Genomic DNA, 16962 nt, shown 5'->3' with positions numbered 1-16962 from the left:
CGTCTATTCAGTCGAAATTGATGGTGCCTGACACCACGCTTTCGCGGGCAAGCCTCGCTCCTACAGGGGTTTGCGGCGTTACGCCAATCGGGTAAACGCTCGATAGAGCCTGTAGGAGCAGAGCTTGCTCGCGAAGGCGTCTATCCAATCGAAATTGATGGTGCCTGACACCACGCTTTCGCGGGCAAGCCTCGCTCCTACAGGGGTTTTGCGGCGTTACGCCAATCGAGTAAACGCTCGATAAACCTGTGGGAGCAGAGCTTGCTCGCGATGGCGTCTATCCAGTCGAAATTGATGGTGCCTGACACCACGCTTTCGCGGGCAAGCCTCGCTCCTACAGGGCCGCGATTGTGGTCAGAGGCGGCGCTTGCGTTGCAGGGTTGGAATGGTGGTTTCGGGGATGGCGAGTGGTTGCACGTGTTCGACGGTTTTCGCCGCCAATGCCGACAAAGTCGGCTCGCTGAACAACGCGCGGGCGTCGGCGTTCAGGCCCGCTTCACGCATGCGCGCGACCAGATTGACCGCCAGCAGCGAATGCCCGCCGAGCTCGAAAAAGTGATCGTGGCGCCCTACCCGCTCGATCTTCAACACCTCGGACCAGATCGCCGCCAACGCATTTTCCACCGGGCCCAGCGGTGCTTCGTAGTCGCGGGCCAGCACCGCGTCCACGCCCGGCGCTGGCAAGGCGCGGCGGTCGAGTTTGCCATTGGGGCTCAGCGGCAGACTGTCGAGCACCACGTACGCCGACGGCACCATGTAATCCGGCAGCAGGCGCAACAGATAACCGCGCAGCTCTTCGATTGTCGGCATCTGCGCGGCAGTCGTCAGCGTGTAATAGGCGACCAGACGCTCGTCGCGCATCAACACCGCGACCTCTTTCAACGCCGGGTGCGCCGCGAGCCTTGCCTCGATTTCACCCAGCTCGACGCGCAAACCGCGCAACTTAACCTGGAAGTCATCGCGCCCAAGAAACTGCAGCGAGCCGTCCGGCAGATAACGCGCCAGATCCCCGGTGCGGTACAGCCGATCCCCCGCGACAAACGGGCTGGCGATAAACCGCTCGGCCGTCAGTTGCGCCAATCCCCGGTAACCCCGAGCCACGCCGACGCCGCCGATGTGCAAGTGCCCGCTGACACCGAACGGCACCGGCAAATCGTGCGCGTCGAGCAAATACAGGCGGGTATTGGCGATGGCCCGGCCAATTGGCAACTGAATATCGGGAATGGCCGCGCCCGGTTCGAGGGTCCAGGCGCTGCTGTCCACCGTGGCTTCCGTCGGGCCGTAAACGTTGTGCAAACGCACTTTAGGCAATCGAGTTTGCAACTGTCGCGCCAGTTCGGCGGTCAACTCCCCGCCACCGCACACCACGTCAGTGAGGCTGCCGCACAGGCTGATGTCGGCCAGTTCGAGAAACTGCTGGAGCATCGCCGGGACAAACTTGATCACAGTGATGTGCTGTTCATGCACCTGTTGCGCCAGGTACGCCGGTTCGCGATGACCGTCCGGGCGCGCCAGCACCAGGCGCATGCCGACGGTCAGCGGCCAGAAGAATTCCCACACCGAACCGTCGAAACTGAACGGGGCTTTTTGCAACAGCGCGCCGTTCTGGCTGTGCGGGATGAGCTGCGAACTCCACAACACCAGGTTGTTCAAACCCCGATGTTCAAGCATCACGCCCTTCGGCGTACCGGTCGAACCGGAGGTGTAAATCATGTACGCCAAGTGCGACGCGTTGAGGCCCGGCACCTGCGGATTGCTCGGCGACTGACCTTGCCAGGTGCTGTGATCGAAGTCGATCAGCGGCACGCCGATGTCCGGCAGCAACCCGCGAGTGGCGCCGTGAATCAGCAGCGCCACCGGCGCGCAATCGCGCAGCATGAAAGCGATGCGCTCCGGCGGATAACCGGGATCGAGCGGCACATAAGCGCCGCCAGCCTTGAGGATCGCCCACAGGCCAATCACCAATTCCAACCCGCGCTCGACGCAGATCGCCACGCGCGCATCCGGCACCACGCCGTGCTCGCGCAAGTGCGCGGCCAGTTGGTTGGCGCGCGCGTTGAGTTCGGCATACGTGAGGCTTTGCGCGCCGGCCACCAGCGCCACGGCGTCCGGCGTGCGCAACACCTGAGCCTCGAAGATTGCCTGAATGGTCTGCTCCAGCGGCCAATCGACATCAGTGGAATTCAGCTCTGTCAGCAGGTGCTGGCGCTCCTGCGGCGTGAGGATCGGCAAGCGATTCAGCGCCCGATGCGGCGTGTGCTCCAGCGCTTGCACCAGCGACTCCAGCGCAACGCGCAGGCTATCGCCGATGCGCTGCGCGCCGATCTGCGCGGGGGTACGGGCGGTCAGCAGAAAATCTTCGCCGAGGTCATCGACACTCAAAGTCAGCGGAAAATTGGTGCGCTCGTCACTGGCCAGAATCTCGATGCCTTCCCACGCGGTTTGCTGCTGCAACGTGCTGTCGCTGTGACGATAGTTGAGCATCGCGCTGAACAGCGGCAACGCTGGCGCGACACCGCTGCAACGTTGCGCCAGCGCCAGTGAAGCGTGTTCGTGGGCGAGCAGTGCCGTCAGCCGGGCGTGGGTGGCTTTGACCCCGTCGCGCACGCCGGTTTCGCCGACATCAACACGCAACGGCAAGGTGTTGATGAACATGCCCAAGGCCCGATCAGCACCGTCGCCAGCGTGCATTCGCCCCAGCAGCACAGTGCCAAACACCACTGTGTCGTTGCCCGACGCGGCGCCCAACAACCGCGCCCACGCCAGGTGAAACAGGCTCGCCGCACTGACCCCGAGCACACGCGCCTGGCTGCGCAGCCGCACACTTAACGCATTCGGCAGCGTTTGCGTGGCTTCTTCAATGTCGCCGTGCACGCGCTGCAAACCGAACGGCAGCGTCGGCTCGTCGACGTCACCGAGCATCTCGCGGAAAAACGCTTCGTGCTTTGCTTCGCCGACACCCAACCGCGCCTGCGCCACGTAATTGCGATACGGCATCGGCGCGTCCAGCGGGGTGCCGTTGCCGTGCAAAATCGCCTGGATTTCAGCGCGCAAGACGTCGAGCGCTGTGTGGTCCATGACGATGTGATGAAACAGCAACACCGCCACCACCCGCGCATTCCGAGGGTCCGGCGCGTACATCAGCTGGATCAGCGGCGCCTGGGCGAGATCCAGTCGATAGTGTCGGGCATCAAATCGGGCGTGCAACTGGCCGAGCACATCGCCGTCGCGCGGATCGAGAATGATCTGCTGCAGCGGCAACATCGCCGCGCGCCGCACCACTTGCAGCGGTTGGCTGAAACCCTGCCAAAGCACTGCGCTGCGCAGGATATCGTGACGGTCGATGACGGTCTGCAATGCCTGCGCGAACGCCTGCAAGCGCTGAATGCTGTCGAACGCCAATTGCGCGTTGAGCAGATACGGGTCGCCTTGCTGGGCGGTGATGTGGTGGTAAAGCACGCCCTCCTGCGACGGCGCCAACGGGTAAATGTCCTGCACATTGCCGACGCCACCGGGCACGCTGGCGACGACGCGGTCGATGCCTGGCTGATCGAGCGTCAGCAAGGGCAACAGCTCTGGCGTGATCGACTGGCAATCGGCAGGGATGAGATTGACCGGCACCTCAATCTCGCGACCGCTGCCGATTGCGCCGGCCAGCGCGGCCAAAGTCGGTTGGCTGAACAACACGCGCACATCGGCGCTGAGCCTGACTTGACGCATGCGCTCGATCAACACCACCGCGAGCAATGAATGGCCGCCCAGTTCGAAGAAATGATCATGGCGCCCGACGCGTTCGACGTTGAGCACTTCGGCCCAGATCTGCGCCAGCGTGGTTTCCACCGGACCTTGCGGCGCGACGTATTCACGGCTGCGCAGCGCCGATGCATCCGGCGCCGGCAAGGCCTTGCGGTCGAGTTTGCCGTTGGCGGTCAGCGGCAGGCTGTGGAGTCGCACATAAGCCGACGGCAACATGTAATCCGGCAAACGCGCTTGCAGGTGCGCGTGCAGATCTTCGATTGCCAGTGTGCGGAACTCGGTGAACCAGGCGACCAGACGCCCCTCCAGCAACTGCACCACGGCTTCTTTCACCGCCCGGAAAGTGCCGAGCGCACGCTCGATTTCGCCGAGCTCGATGCGCATGCCACGGATTTTCACCTGATCGTCATTGCGCCCCAGGTATTCGATGTTGCCCTGCGCCGACCAACGCGCGAGGTCGCCGGTGCGGTACATCCGCGCGTGCGCAGCGCTGCTGAACGGGTCGCTGAGGAAACGCTCGGCGCTCAATTCCGGACGGTTGAGGTAACCGCGCGCGACACCGGCACCGCCGACATGCAACTCCCCGGCGACACCGATCGGCACCGGGCGCTGCTGCTCGTCCAGCAAGTAGATGGTCGCGTTGGCAATCGGCTGGCCGATGTGCAAGTCATGCCCGACCTCGACGCGCCCGGAGGTGGCGACGACTGTGGCTTCGGTCGGGCCGTAGTTGTTGATCACCTCGAAGGTTTGCGCGCGCGAAAACTGCCGCAAGCGGTCGCCGCCGATCAGCAATGTGCGCAAGGTCGGGTGCGAACGGTTTTGGCTGAATGCGTATTCGGCCACCGGCGTTGGCAAGAAACTGACGTCCAGCGGCTGCTCGCGCCACCACTCAAGCAGCGCGTCGATGTCCTCGTTGCCGTCATGCGCCGGCGGCAAGTGCAGGGTCGCGCCGACGCATAACGCCGGCCAGACTTCCCAGGCCATCGCATCAAACCCGAAACCGGCGACGCTGGAAGTGTGGCGCCCCAGGCACAGGTCGAACGCCCGACAATGCCAGTCGAGCAAATTCGACACGCTTCGATGCTCGACCATCACGCCTTTGGGCAGGCCGGTGGAGCCGGAGGTGTAAATCACGTAGGCGAGGTTCGCGGCGCTGAGGCCGTCGACCTGCGGGTTGTGCGCGTTGTGTTGCGTCCACGCGGCGTCGTCGAGGTTGATTATCGGCACGTCCAGCGACGGTAAATGCACGCGTAAATCTGCCTGCGTGAGCAGCGCAACCGGCGCGCAATCGCTCAATAAATACTGCAGACGCTCGGCCGGGTGCGCGGGATCGATCGGCACATAACAGCCGCCGGATTTGAGGATCGCCAGCAAGCCGATCAGCGTTTCCAGGCCTCGCCGGGCGACAATCGCCACCCGGTCATCCGGCTGTACGCCGAGTTCACGCAAGTGATAAGCCAGTGAATTCGCCCGTTGATTCAACTCGGCGTAGGTCAGCGATTGCCCCTGATACAGCGCAGCCACGGCGTGCGGATGTTCGGCGGCGCGCGCTTCGATGCGTTGATGCAGTGTGGTGTTATCGCTGAACGCCTGCTCGGTCGAATTCCACTGCTGCAACAGCGTCGTTTCGGCAGGCGTACTCAGGGAAAAATCGGCCAGTGTCAGGCGCGGATTTTCCAGGCCTTGCTCAAGGATGTGGAGCAAGCGCTGCGCCAAGGCCTCAACCTCGGCGCGCTGAAAATAAGCCTCGTTGTAGACGTAATGCACCCAGGTCTGGTCGTTGCAGGCATTGGAGCGCAAATGGATGGCCAACGGCATCGGCTCGTGGTTGTTCGAGACTTTGACCGACTGCGCCAGTGCCTCGCCGTAGCGATAGTCGTGGTCTTCCTTTTCGTAGGACACCGAGACGTCGAACACCTGCGCGCGATCGTCACGCAACAGCCCCAGCGCCCGATTCAGCTCGCTGAGGGCAAAGCGCTGATGACGAAAATCCTGCTTCAGCACCTCGCTCGTCGCGCGCACTTGCGCGCTGAATGACAGCCCTTGATCGAGCGGAAATCGCACCGCGCTGACTTGGGTGAACAAGCCCAGCGTCGACTTGAACCGCGCGTTGCTGCGGTTGAGCAGCGGCAGCCCGACCACCCACTCGTCACGCTGGGCGCTGCGGCAGAAATACACCTGCAACGCGGCCAGCAACACATGAAACGCCGAGGCCTGGCAGGCGCTGCCCAACTGCTTCATGCGCTGGTGCAACGCCGTCGGAAACGCCAGCACCAGGTTGCTGCTGTGCGCCGCGAGTGTGCCGTTGCGCTCGCGATAACGCGGCGCCAGCAACGGTTCGGGGAGCGAGTGAAATTTCTCCAGCCAGTACGCGCGGTCGCGCGCATGACGCGGCGAACCGTGGTAACGCGCGTCGTCGACAATGAAGTCGATATACGACGGCGCGACGCTGTCGATCGGCTGCTGGCGTTCCAGCGCACTGTAGATTTCGCCGAGCGACTGGAGCATCTGGGCAAACCCCCAGCCATCAAGAATCAGGTGATGCGCCTGAGTGCCCAACAGGTGATGACGCTCGTCGAGGCGTAGCAGAAAAAATCGGAATAACGGGCCGTCGTGCAGCGCGTAGGCCTGCTCCATCTGCTGCTGCATCAAGGCCTGCGCGGCGGCGTGTGGGTCCGGCTGCTCGGAAAAATCATGCAGCGGCACTTCGACTGGCACGCTTTGAGGAAATGTCTGCAACGGCAAGCCGTCGGGGCCGGGTAACAGTCGCGTGCGCAAGGCGTCATGTTTGGCCACCAGCATTTCGATGGCCTGGCGCATCAGCGCGGGGTTGAGGGGGCCGCGGAGTTCGAGGTAACCGCCAATGTTGTACAGCGGTGAATCGCCACGGCTCTGTTGATCGAGCCAGATATCGCGTTGGGCGCTGCTCAGGGCGAAGGTCTGCGGCGGCGTTTGTGGACGGCGCGCAGGGTCAGTAACAGCCACAGCAGCGGCGGCAGAAATAAGCGTCATAAGATCCGTCTCATGGGAGGTGTCGCTGCGCAGCGCCGGTGGTCGGACGCACCGCCCTGTACAGGTTTTTTCCGTATTCAAGCATCGGCGCTGACGGGTGTCTGTCACCGGAAACCCGGACAACGCCAGACGCCCGACGCAGAGCCTTGGTTAATCAATCGCGCGGACAGGGAAAGCTGAAAAATGTGTAGGAGATCGGCTACAGATTGTGCGGGGGCGGGTGGTTAATCTCTGCTATTGAAATGCTTTGTTTTCAGATAGTTAACTAAATTTCAGGGTTCCTCCCGACAGCCTTCGAAAGAGTTTCCTGGTGAAAGCGTCAATTTCTCCACGCGATTTTCATGGCAGGTTTGTCCCCGGATTCCGCTACAGACGTTGCACGGTTCCATGGCTTAAATACAACTCGGGCACTCGGGCCTGTTCAAGGAGAACAGGAACATCGAGTTTCCAATGAGTGGCCGCATCACGTTTGGACTTCAAGGATGATCAGAAAATGGGCCTGACCAGCAGTATCCGCAACATTGAAAGCCCCCATTTCTACGGCGAGTTAGGCGAGCTGATCGCCAGCACCGGCGACGACCGGTTTGCCGCGAACCTGCTGCATCTGGTGGAGAAACTGGTGCCGGTCGACCTCGTCGATCTCAGTGAATGGACCCTCGACGAGCGCCAGGCAAGCATTCTCGAGATCAAGCTGCTCGGCAGCGCCAGCCTTGAGCAGGCAACGCCTTCGCCCGCTCGAACACTGCAACAGCGCGATGATCATCCGCTGCTCAAAACCCTGATCGACATGGACGATTCGCTGCTGATCCAGATGAACGCCCGCACCCGCAGCGCGCACCCGCGCGACACGTCCCACCAATGCAATCTGGTGTCGCGCAACTCCAATCGACGCTGTGTGATTTCCCTCTATCGTCCGCCCACGCAACGGGTCTTTTCCCTGTCTGAACTGGCGTTTCTGAAAAACCTCTCGCAAACCTTGCTGCCGCTGATCGAGTGCCACGCCTACATCAGTCGCCAAACCACCCCGGACAAACCGCAAGCGCACGTTATCGGCAGCATTGGAGAACAGGCCCCGTTGCAACGGGAGTTCTATACGCGGCTGGAACACGGCGACATCAATTTATCGGCGCGGGAAAAAGAGGTGTGCCTGGGTTTGTTGAGCGGCGGCACGGTGCCGGAAATGGCGGAGAAGCTCAGGGTCAAAACCAGCTCCATCGAAACCTACCTGAAACGCGCGGCGGCGAAACTCGGCGTCAGTGGCCGGCATGGTCTGGCCAAGTGGATGGCCGGGGCGTGAGCGCTGTTGATCTGCAGCTAGGCGCGTGAATGAAAGGCTTATCGATGTGGCATTTGGGCATGGCGCTGTTGCTTGGCGGTTGCTCGCTGAGTCCTGAATACCAGACGCCGCAGTTGCCGGTTTCGCCGCAGTATCCGCAGGGTCCGGCGTATGCCGCCGCCGAACCGGCCGCGACAGCCGCGAGGGATTGGCAGCAGGTGTTCCGTGATCGCGGATTGCAGCAGTTGATTGGCGAGGCGTTGCTGAATAACCGCGATTTGCGTGTTGCCGCGCTGAATGTGCAAGCGTTTCAGGCGCAATACCGGATCCAGCGCGCCGACCTGTTCCCCGCCGTTTCCGCGACCGGCGCGGGCAAACGCCAACGGGTGCCGGCCAGCGTGACGGGTGCCGATGACGCGGTGATTACCTCAGCGTATTCGGCGACGTTGGGTATCAGTGCCTACGAGCTGGATTTTTTCGGTCGCGTGCGCAGCCTCGGCGAGCAGGCAATGCTCAACTATCTGGCAACGGAACAGGCGCGGCGCAGCGCCGAATTGAGCCTGGTCGCCAACGTCGCCAATGCCTACCTGACGTGGCGCGCCGATCAGGAATTGCTCGAACTGACCCGCCAGACCCTCGCCGCCGATGAGCAGAGCCTGCGCCTGACTACGCGCACCAGCCAGGCCGGCAAGGTGTCGGCACTCGACCGGATTCAGGCGCAGACCAGCGTCGACAGCACCCGCGCCAGCCTTGCGCGTTATACCCGGCAGGTCGCGCAAGACCTCAACGCGCTGACCCTGCTGGTTGGCGCGCCGGTGGCCGAGTCGATTCCCGGGCAACCGCTGGCCAACGATCTGCTCGCGCAAGTGCCCGCCGGTTTGCCGTCGAACCTGCTGCAACGCCGCCCCGATATCGTTCAAGCCGAATACCAGTTGCAAGCCGCCAATGCGAATATCGGCGCGGCTCGCGCAGCGTTTTTCCCCAGTGTCAGCCTGACCGCCAATGCGGGAAGCAGCAGCCTGGAGCTGTCCGGTTTGTTCAAGGGTGGCTCTGGGAGCTGGACATTTCAGCCGCAAATCAGCCTGCCGATTTTCAACGCCGGCAGCCTGCGCGCCAGCCTCGACTACGCGACATTGCAGAAAGACATCTTCGTCGCACAGTACGAGAAATCGATTCAAGTGGCTTTCCAGGAAGTCGCCGACGGGTTGGCCGCGCGCCAGACTTACAGCGATCAACTCAGCGCTCAACGGGCCTTTGTCCAGGCCAGTCAGGACTATTACGCGATGGCCGAGCACCGCTACCGCATCGGCGTCGACAGCCATCTGGTGTTTCTCGACGCGCAACGCTCGCTGTTCAGCGCCCGGCAAACCCTGATCACCGATCGCCTCGCGCAATTGATCGCCGAGGTGAATTTGTACACGGCTCTGGGCGGCGCGTGGGAGGTGGCGCCGGGATTGGCGGGTAACCAATGACTGCCGTCGTCCGGCCTTGCTCGCGATGAGGCCGGCACCTGCAAAATTAATGTTGGCTGACAGATCGCTATCGCGAGCAAGCTCGCTCCCACAGGGGGATTGTGGTTGATCACAAAAACTGTGTTCACCGCAGTTCCAATGTAGGAGTGAGCCTGCTCGCGATGAGGCCGGCACTCGCAAAATTAATGTTGGCTGACAGATCGCTATCGCGAGCAGGCTCGCTCCCACAGGGGGATTGTGGTTGATCACAAAAACTGTGTTCACCGCAGTCCCCATGTGGGAGTGAGCCTGCTCGCGATGAGGCCGGTTACTGCGAAATAAATATTGGCTGACAGATCGCTATCACGAGCAAGCTCGCTCCCACAGGGGGATTGTGATTGATCACAAAAACTGTGTTCACCGCAGTCCCCATGTGGGAGTGAGCCTGCTCGCGATGAGGCCGGTAACTGCGAAATAAATGTTGGCTGACAGATCGCTATCGCGAGCAGGCTCGCTCCTACAGGGGGATTGTGGTTGATCACAAAACCAGTGTTCACCGCAGTTCCAATGTAGGAGTGAGCCTGCTCGCGATGGCGGTCTATCAGGCGCTTTCCAACCTGGATCGCTGCTTGGCAAGTGCCAACACCAACGAGAAGCCAGCGCAGACCATCAACGTTTCGCCCAATGCCTGAAACCATGCGACAAGCATCAGTCCGCCGCCAATCAACAGGTAATACATCAAGCCGAACAGCGCCCCCGCGGTCCCGAGTCGATCAGCATAATTGACCAGCGCCGCGCCAAGAATGTTGGGGATCGCCATGCCAAACGCCAACACCACCCACAGCATCGCCAACACAAACCAGGCGCTGTCCTGCATCAGCCACACGCCGATTCCGCCGATTAATCCCGAGCCTGCCGCGACAACGATCAAACGTTGGCCGCTAAACCCGCGCCGCAGCAAAGACTTGTTCAACCACGCGCCCAAACCAGACCCCAGCGCCAGAATCTCACCGCTGTAACCGAACCATTGCCCGCTCAAACCCAGCCGTTCAAACAGGAACGGGCCGAGGCTGTAGTAACTGAACAAAGCCACGTTGAACAACGCCACCAGCAGCGCCGCACGCCAGATGTCGCGGTCGCGCAGCATGCGCCACAGCGTTTCGAACAGGCCCGCGTTGACCAGATGCGCCGGCCGGGTTTCCGCGAGAACGCGCCAGCACCACAGCCACAATCCCAACGACAGCAACAATAAACCACCGAGCACGCCGCGATAACCGAAGGCGTGCACCAGGCTCGCACCGCTGAACAAACCGATCGCCGGGCCGGCGGCCAACGCGATGCCGATCAGGGAAAAGACCTGTGCCAGTTCCGCGCCTTGAAAACGATCGCGCAACAACGTTTGCGTGACTACCGAGCCCACCGCCACCCCAAACGCGCCCAGCGCCTGTGCGACTAACAGGCCTTCAAAGGTGCTGACCTGCAGCGCCAGCAACGACGCGCCGGCGTAAATGCCAAGGCCGATCAGCATCGTCGGTCGCCGCCCAACGCGGTCGCACACCCGCCCCCATACCACCATGCCAAAAGCGAATGCCAGGAAATACACCGACAACGTCTGCGCCGCCGCTTGCGGGCCTACGCCGAACGCCTCGCCGATGTCGGCCAGCGCCGGGCTGTACAGGGTTTGGGCGATCTGCGGGAACATCAACAAAGCAATCGCCAATAGCAGCAATGGTTTGGCACTCATCACGTCAGTACTCTTCAAGAAAACTGCCGAAGAGTTTAAGAAGTGCCGGATGACGTATTATCCAAACCCGGACAATTTATCGCTGAAATCGGACAGACCATGGCTTGGCTCGATCCCCGCAGTTCTTTCGACCCTGATCACTACGCCGCTCCGGTCATCGGCATTGCCTCGACCCTTGGCGACCACGACTCCGGGCTGCACCGGCATCATCGCGGACAGCTGCTATTCACGCGCCGCGGCTGCACGCGCATCACCCTCGCGCAGCAGTTGTGCCTGTTGCCGCCGTCGCGCGCGGCGTGGATTCCCTCCGGTGTGGCGCATCGCGTGGCAATGCAGCAAAGCGTGGATTACCGCTCGATTTACCTGACGCCGGCGCTGTGTGCCGACCTGCCGCAGCAAGTCTGCGTGATTGCCGTCAGCCCGCTGCTGCGCGCCGTGCTGGAGCCGATAGCGCTGGCCGATTTCGCCACCGATTGGCAACACGGCAAATTCGCTCATCTGCTCGGTTTATGCCTGAGCGAGATCAACGAAGCGGCGCAGCAACCAATGCTGCTGCCCCTTCCCCGCGACAAACGCCTCGCGCCGCTGCTGGCAAATCCGCAAATCATGCCGCCCGAACTGCAGGTGCTCGAACAACAGATCGGCGGCAGCGGGCGGACCATCGGCCGGATCTTCCGGCGCGAAACCGGCATGAGCTATCAACAATGGCGCCAGCAATGGCGGCTGATGCGCGCCATGGAATTACTCGCCACCGGGCGCAGCCTCAGCTACAGCGCGTTCGAACTGGGTTTCGCCAGTGACAGCGGTTTTATTGCGTTCTTCAAAGACCTGACCGGCACCACGCCCGGCGCCTGGCTCAAGTAAACACCTGACGACCGGCAGCAAATACCAATTGCGACAAAATATTACCTGCGTCATATTACACCCGTAATAAAGACCCGATTCCCACAGGTATTCGCCATGACCAGCATGCCCACCGTTGAACCCGACCTGGCTGCCCCCGTGCAAACCCCCAAGCCACCGCTGCTCAAACGCCTGTTGTTGCTGATCGCAGCAGTCGCCGCGCTGGTGGCTATCGGGCTGTACGGCGTGCACTGGTGGAGCGCCGGGCGGTTTATCGAGGAAACCGACGATGCCTACATTGGCGGCGACGTCACGGTGATCGGGCCGAAAGTCGCTGGTTACATCGAACAAGTGCTGGTCACCGACAATCAGCAGGTCAAGGCCGGTGACGTTCTGGTGCGCATCGATTCACGCGACTATCGCGCCAATCTGGCCAAGGCTGAAGGCGCGGTGGCCGCGGAAGAAGCGCTGCTGGCCAACCTCGACGCCACCGAACAATTGCAGCACGCGGTGATCGGCCAAGCGCGTGCCGGGATCGACGCGGCAGGCGCCGAGACTTCGCGTTCGCGCGATGACGATGCACGCTATAAAAAACTCGTCGGCAGCAACGCGGTGTCGGTCGAAAGCGCGCAACGCGCCAACGCCACGTTCAAGACTGCCCAGGCCATCAGCGCCCGCGCGCAAGCTGAATTGCTCGCCAGTCAGCGCCAATTGCTGGTGATCGAAACACAGAAACAACAGGCCCGCGCGGCACTCATGCAAGCCAAAGCCGAGCGTGATCTGGCGCAATTGAACGTCGGCTACACAGAGCTGAAAGCCCCGGTGGATGGCGTGATCGGCAATCGCCGGGCGCGGGTTGGCGCGTATGCCCAGGCCGGTTCGCAGTTGCTTTCGGTGGTGCCGTCGAGTGGCTTGTGGGTCGATGCCAATTTCAAGGAAGACCAACTGGCGCGGATGACCTCCGGCCAACGCGTGGTTATCCGTGCTGATGTGTTATCGGGTCAGGTATTCCATGGTCATCTCGACAGCCTGGCCCCGGCCAGCGGCGCGCAGTTCAGCGTGTTGCCGCCGGAAAACGCCACCGGCAACTTCACCAAAATCGTCCAGCGCGTGCCGGTGCGCATCGTCCTCGACCCGGCCGACGGCGTGCTCGGTCATTTGCGCCCAGGCCTGTCGGTAACCGCCGAAGTCGACACCCGCGCCGAGGACAAAAGCCCAGCCGTGGCCAGCGCACCATGAGCGCGCTCGCCGCCCCGGCACAACCGACAAGCGCCGCCAACATGGCCACGGCGACCAAGGTTTTCGCCTTCGCCAGCATGTGCATCGGCATGTTCATCGCGCTGCTGGACATCCAGATTGTCTCGGCTTCGCTGCGCGACATCGGCGGCGGGCTCTCGGCCGGCACCGACGAAACCGCGTGGGTGCAAACCAGTTACCTGATCGCCGAAATCATCGTGATTCCGCTGTCGGGCTGGTTGTCGCGGGTGTTTTCGACGCGCTGGTTGTTCTGCGCCTCGGCGGTCGGTTTCACCCTCGCCAGCCTGCTGTGCGGCGCGGCGTGGAACATCCAGAGCATGATCGTCTTTCGCGCGCTGCAAGGCTTTCTCGGCGGTTCGATGATCCCGCTGGTATTCACCACCGCGTTCTTTTTCTTCACCGGCAAACAACGGGTGATCGCCGCCGCGACCATCGGCGCCGTGGCCTCATTGGCGCCGACACTGGGGCCGGTGATTGGTGGCTGGATAACGGACATTTCGTCGTGGCACTGGCTGTTCTACATCAATCTGGTGCCGGGGATTTTTGTCGCGGTAGCGGTGCCGATGCTGGTGAAGATCGATCAGCCGGAACTGTCGCTGCTCAAAGGCGCGGATTACCTGAGCATGCTGTTTCTGGCGCTGTTTCTCGGTTGCCTGGAATACACCCTCGAAGAAGGCCCACGCTGGAACTGGTTCAGCGACAGCACGATCGTCACCACCGCGTGGGTCAGCGGCATCGCCGGCCTGGCGTTCATTGGCCGGACGCTGCACGTGGCCAATCCGATTGTCGATCTGCGGGCCTTGAAGGATCGCAACTTCGCCCTCGGCTGCTTCTTTTCCTTTGTCACCGGGATTGGCCTGTTCGCGACGATTTACCTGACGCCGCTGTTCCTCGGCCGGGTCCGTGGCTACGGCGCGCTGGACATTGGCCTCGCGGTTTTTTCCACCGGGGTGTTCCAGATCCTGGCGATTCCGCTGTACGCCTTTCTGGCCAACCGCATCGATTTGCGCTGGATCATGATGACCGGGCTGGGACTGTTCGCGTTGTCGATGTGGGATTTCAGCCCGATCACCCACGACTGGGGCGCCAAGGAATTGATGCTGCCGCAAGCTCTGCGCGGGATTGCCCAGCAATTGGCGGTGCCCCCCGCCGTGACGCTGACCCTCGGCGGGCTGGCGCCAGCGCGGCTGAAACATGCTTCGGGGTTGTTCAACCTGATGCGCAATCTGGGCGGCGCGATGGGTATCGCCGCGTGCGCGACCATCCTCAACGACCGCACCAACCTGCACTTCACGCGGTTGGCGGAAAACCTCAACAGTACCAATGAAGCGCTGAATCAGTGGCTGTCCCAGGTCGGCAACAACTTTGCCAACCTCGGCCAAAGCGGTGACGCCGCAGTCACCGCCAGCCTGCATCAACTGTGGTTGCTGACCTACCGCGAAGCGCAGACACAAACCTACGGCGACGCGTTTTTGATGATCATGCTCTGCTTCATCATCGCCACGGCGATGGTGCCCTTGATGCGCAAGGTGCAACCACCGGCCGCGCCGTCAGCCGATGCGCATTGATCAGGCTTGAGGCATTTTGCGGAAGCCGACTGCGAGGCGATTCCAGGCATTGATGGTGGTGATCGCCACGGTCAGATCGACCAATTCCTTGGGGCTGAACTCGGCGATGGCCACTTCGTAGTCTTCGTCCGGCGCGTGGGTCTGGCTGAGCAGAGTCAGGGATTCGGTCCAGGCCAGCGCTGCACGCTCACGCGGGGTGAAAAACGGCGTTTCGCGCCACGCCGACAACGTGTACAGGCGCCGCTCGTCTTCGCCGCCCTTGCGCGCATCGGCGCTGTGCATGTCGAGGCAGAACGCGCAGCCGTTGATTTGTGAAGTGCGCAGCTTGACCAGTTCGATCAGGTTCTTTTCCAGCGGCAGTTTCGATACCGCCGTTTCCAACGCGATCATGGCTTTGAGCGCGTCTGGCGAAGCGGTGTAGAAATCGATACGCGGTGTCATGGTGGGGCTCCGTCACAAGTGGGTGTGGAGCTAAGTTAATCCCGCGCGGGCCGCGAACAAATAGCCAATATCCCGGAAAACCCCTAGGCCAGACAGCGGCCATCCGCCCAATCCCCCAAGCCGCCCACCTGCTCACCTGCTCACCTGCTCACCTGCTCACGCACGATTACGCAGCCACTGCAAAAAGCCCTTTTTCGGCACCACCACCGGCTCGTCCTCGGTCAACGCCTTGGCCTTGTGCAAACGGAAGTCGAGCAAGGCTTTCATCGCGTCGTTGATGTCGTGGCGCGCGTCCAGGCACGGTTTGAGGTAGCTCTTCTCTATGCGGTACAGCGCGCAGAATGTCTTCGCGGTGAATTCGGCCGGCACCGAGGTATCGGACAGAATCCCGGCCTCGCCGATCACCTCGCCCGGCCCCATGCGCCCGGACTCGAACGGTGTGCCGTGGCGAGTCAAGGTCACTGTGACCACGCCGGATTCGATGATGAACAAATGATCGCTGACCTCCGCCGCCGCCAGTATCGTTTCGCCGGCGCGGAAGGTTTGCAGGGTCATGTTCTGGCTGAAGGTGTCTTTCTCTTCCTCGCGCAGGGTAGAGAAAATTGCCGAGCTTTCCAGCAATGCCCGTGGCCGCGAAAAATTGCTCGGTGTGTTCGGCTCGACGCTCGACAGCAGATTAATCCCGGACGCCTGCAAGTGCCGGTACGCCAGGTCAAACAGCTGATTACGCACCGCGCGTTTCTGCTCCATCGAGGCGACAAATCCGCTGATTTCGTACTCCATGCCACTGCTGGTAGCGGTTTTCAGCGCGACACTCGGCGCCGGTCGATCGAGCAGAAAACGACAGCCCTGCATTGCTCGCTCCAGTGCTTCGACCACGGTGTTGGGCCGCGCGTGCGGGCTCAGTTGCAGGCTGATGGAGACGCCGAACATGTCGCTCGGGCGGCTGAAGTTGATGATTTTGGCTTTCGCCGCCAGCGAATTGGGAATCACCGCGAGGCTGCCCTGCGCGGTTTGCATGCGCGTGGCGCGCCAGTCGATGTCGGTGACCCGGCCCTCGGTGCCGTCGATGGAAATCCAGTCATCGATTTGGTAGGGCTTGGTGGTGTTGAGGACGATGCCGGAGAAGACGTCGCTGAGGGTACTTTGCAGCGCCAGGCCGACAATGATCGCCACCGCGCCGGACGTCGCGAGCACGCCTTTGACCGGCAGGTCGAGCACATAAGCCATGGCCGCGATGATCGCGATGAGGAAAATCACAGCGCCGAGCAAGTCCTGGAGCAGCCGCCCGGTGTGCCCGACCCGCTGCATCATCACCGCGCCGAGCAGCACGGTCAGGGTCCGCGCGCCGAACAGCCACCAGCCAATCTGCAACCCGGTGGCGGCCAGGTGCAGCGGCACGTTGTCGGCCCATGGCGCCGGTTCCAGCGGGTTCAGGCCTTCGTTGAACAGCACGACGCTGAACAGCGCGAAGATCACCAGCCGCACCAGCAGTTTCCAATTGCTGCCGTTGCTGCTGATCAAGCGCCACAAACCGAGATCGATGAGGATCAGGATCAGCGCGGCCAACAGAGGATGAGCGGTGAGCAGTGACAGCATCAAACAACTCCAGCA

9 protein-coding genes are annotated in these 16962 nt (G+C 62.0%); 5 read left to right on the top strand and 4 right to left on the bottom strand.

All coding sequences use genetic code 11. The features are described from left to right. Window positions 1–354: 354 nt before the first annotated feature. Complete coding sequence (locus tag FBY12_RS00225; RefSeq protein WP_145249954.1) at window positions 355–6768, bottom strand: non-ribosomal peptide synthetase; 6414 nt, start codon at window positions 6766–6768, stop codon at window positions 355–357. 493 nt (window positions 6769–7261) lie between these two features. Between FBY12_RS00225 and FBY12_RS00220 the strand changes: the two genes are divergently transcribed. Together FBY12_RS00220 and FBY12_RS00215 are read left to right on the top strand one after the other, a co-directional pair. Further along, window positions 7262–8065 (top strand): helix-turn-helix transcriptional regulator, encoded by an 804-nt coding sequence (locus FBY12_RS00220; protein WP_145252265.1) that lies wholly within the window; start codon window positions 7262–7264, stop codon window positions 8063–8065. A 29-nt stretch (window positions 8066–8094) separates the two neighbouring features. Next, a complete protein-coding gene (locus FBY12_RS00215; RefSeq protein ID WP_145249951.1) occupies window positions 8095–9516 on the top strand; it encodes an efflux transporter outer membrane subunit in 1422 nt (473 codons plus the stop codon). Between the two features lie 580 nt (window positions 9517–10096). Here FBY12_RS00215 and FBY12_RS00205 read toward each other — a convergent pair. Then, window positions 10097–11239, bottom strand: coding sequence for an MFS transporter (locus FBY12_RS00205; protein ID WP_145249948.1), 1143 nt, complete (start codon window positions 11237–11239; stop codon window positions 10097–10099). 99 nt (window positions 11240–11338) lie between these two features. Between FBY12_RS00205 and FBY12_RS00200 the strand changes: the two genes are divergently transcribed. The 3 genes from FBY12_RS00200 to FBY12_RS00190 all read left to right on the top strand — a co-directional run bounded on the left by FBY12_RS00200 (window position 11339) and on the right by FBY12_RS00190 (window position 14907). Beyond that, entirely contained in the window at window positions 11339–12103 is a 765-nt protein-coding gene (locus FBY12_RS00200; protein ID WP_145249945.1) for a helix-turn-helix transcriptional regulator, read from the top strand. A 96-nt stretch (window positions 12104–12199) separates the two neighbouring features. Beyond that, window positions 12200–13321 (top strand): HlyD family secretion protein, encoded by a 1122-nt coding sequence (locus FBY12_RS00195; RefSeq protein WP_145249942.1) that lies wholly within the window; start codon window positions 12200–12202, stop codon window positions 13319–13321. Then, window positions 13318–14907 (top strand): DHA2 family efflux MFS transporter permease subunit, encoded by a 1590-nt coding sequence (locus tag FBY12_RS00190; protein WP_145249939.1) that lies wholly within the window; start codon window positions 13318–13320, stop codon window positions 14905–14907. Before FBY12_RS00195 ends, FBY12_RS00190 begins: the two co-directional genes overlap by 4 nt. On the opposite strand, the gene FBY12_RS00185 is transcribed toward FBY12_RS00190, so the two are convergent. Together FBY12_RS00185 and FBY12_RS00180 are read right to left on the bottom strand one after the other, a co-directional pair. Next, the gene (locus FBY12_RS00185; RefSeq protein ID WP_092279773.1) at window positions 14908–15348 is read right to left on the bottom strand and encodes a carboxymuconolactone decarboxylase family protein; all 441 of its coding nucleotides are present in this window, start codon (window positions 15346–15348) and stop codon (window positions 14908–14910) included. It lies immediately after the preceding gene. Between the two features lie 156 nt (window positions 15349–15504). Continuing rightward, window positions 15505–16947: a mechanosensitive ion channel family protein gene (locus FBY12_RS00180; protein ID WP_101208614.1), complete on the bottom strand. Its 1443-nt coding sequence runs from the start codon at window positions 16945–16947 to the stop codon at window positions 15505–15507. Window positions 16948–16962 lie beyond the last annotated feature (15 nt).

This window comes from Pseudomonas sp. SJZ131 (genome assembly GCF_007828705.1).
In the GTDB taxonomy this organism is placed as follows: domain Bacteria; phylum Pseudomonadota; class Gammaproteobacteria; order Pseudomonadales; family Pseudomonadaceae; genus Aquipseudomonas; species Aquipseudomonas prosekii.
The sequence above is the reverse complement of the archived record's forward strand: the minus strand, read 5'-3'. Positions and strand labels throughout refer to the sequence as shown.

Bases quoted from the DNA above. Each gene is read 5' to 3' on its own strand.
- FBY12_RS00190 (WP_145249939.1), top strand. From the start codon at position 13,318: ATGAGCGCGCTCGCCGCCCCGGCACAACCGACAAGCGCCGCCAACATG.
- FBY12_RS00180 (WP_101208614.1), bottom strand. From the start codon at position 16,947: ATGCTGTCACTGCTCACCGCTCATCCTCTGTTGGCCGCGCTGATCCTG.
- FBY12_RS00185 (WP_092279773.1), bottom strand. From the start codon at position 15,348: ATGACACCGCGTATCGATTTCTACACCGCTTCGCCAGACGCGCTCAAA.
- FBY12_RS00195 (WP_145249942.1), top strand. From the start codon at position 12,200: ATGACCAGCATGCCCACCGTTGAACCCGACCTGGCTGCCCCCGTGCAA.
- FBY12_RS00205 (WP_145249948.1), bottom strand. From the start codon at position 11,239: ATGAGTGCCAAACCATTGCTGCTATTGGCGATTGCTTTGTTGATGTTC.
- FBY12_RS00225 (WP_145249954.1), bottom strand. From the start codon at position 6,768: ATGACGCTTATTTCTGCCGCCGCTGCTGTGGCTGTTACTGACCCTGCG.
- FBY12_RS00215 (WP_145249951.1), top strand. From the start codon at position 8,095: ATGAAAGGCTTATCGATGTGGCATTTGGGCATGGCGCTGTTGCTTGGC.
- FBY12_RS00200 (WP_145249945.1), top strand. From the start codon at position 11,339: ATGGCTTGGCTCGATCCCCGCAGTTCTTTCGACCCTGATCACTACGCC.
- FBY12_RS00220 (WP_145252265.1), top strand. From the start codon at position 7,262: ATGGGCCTGACCAGCAGTATCCGCAACATTGAAAGCCCCCATTTCTAC.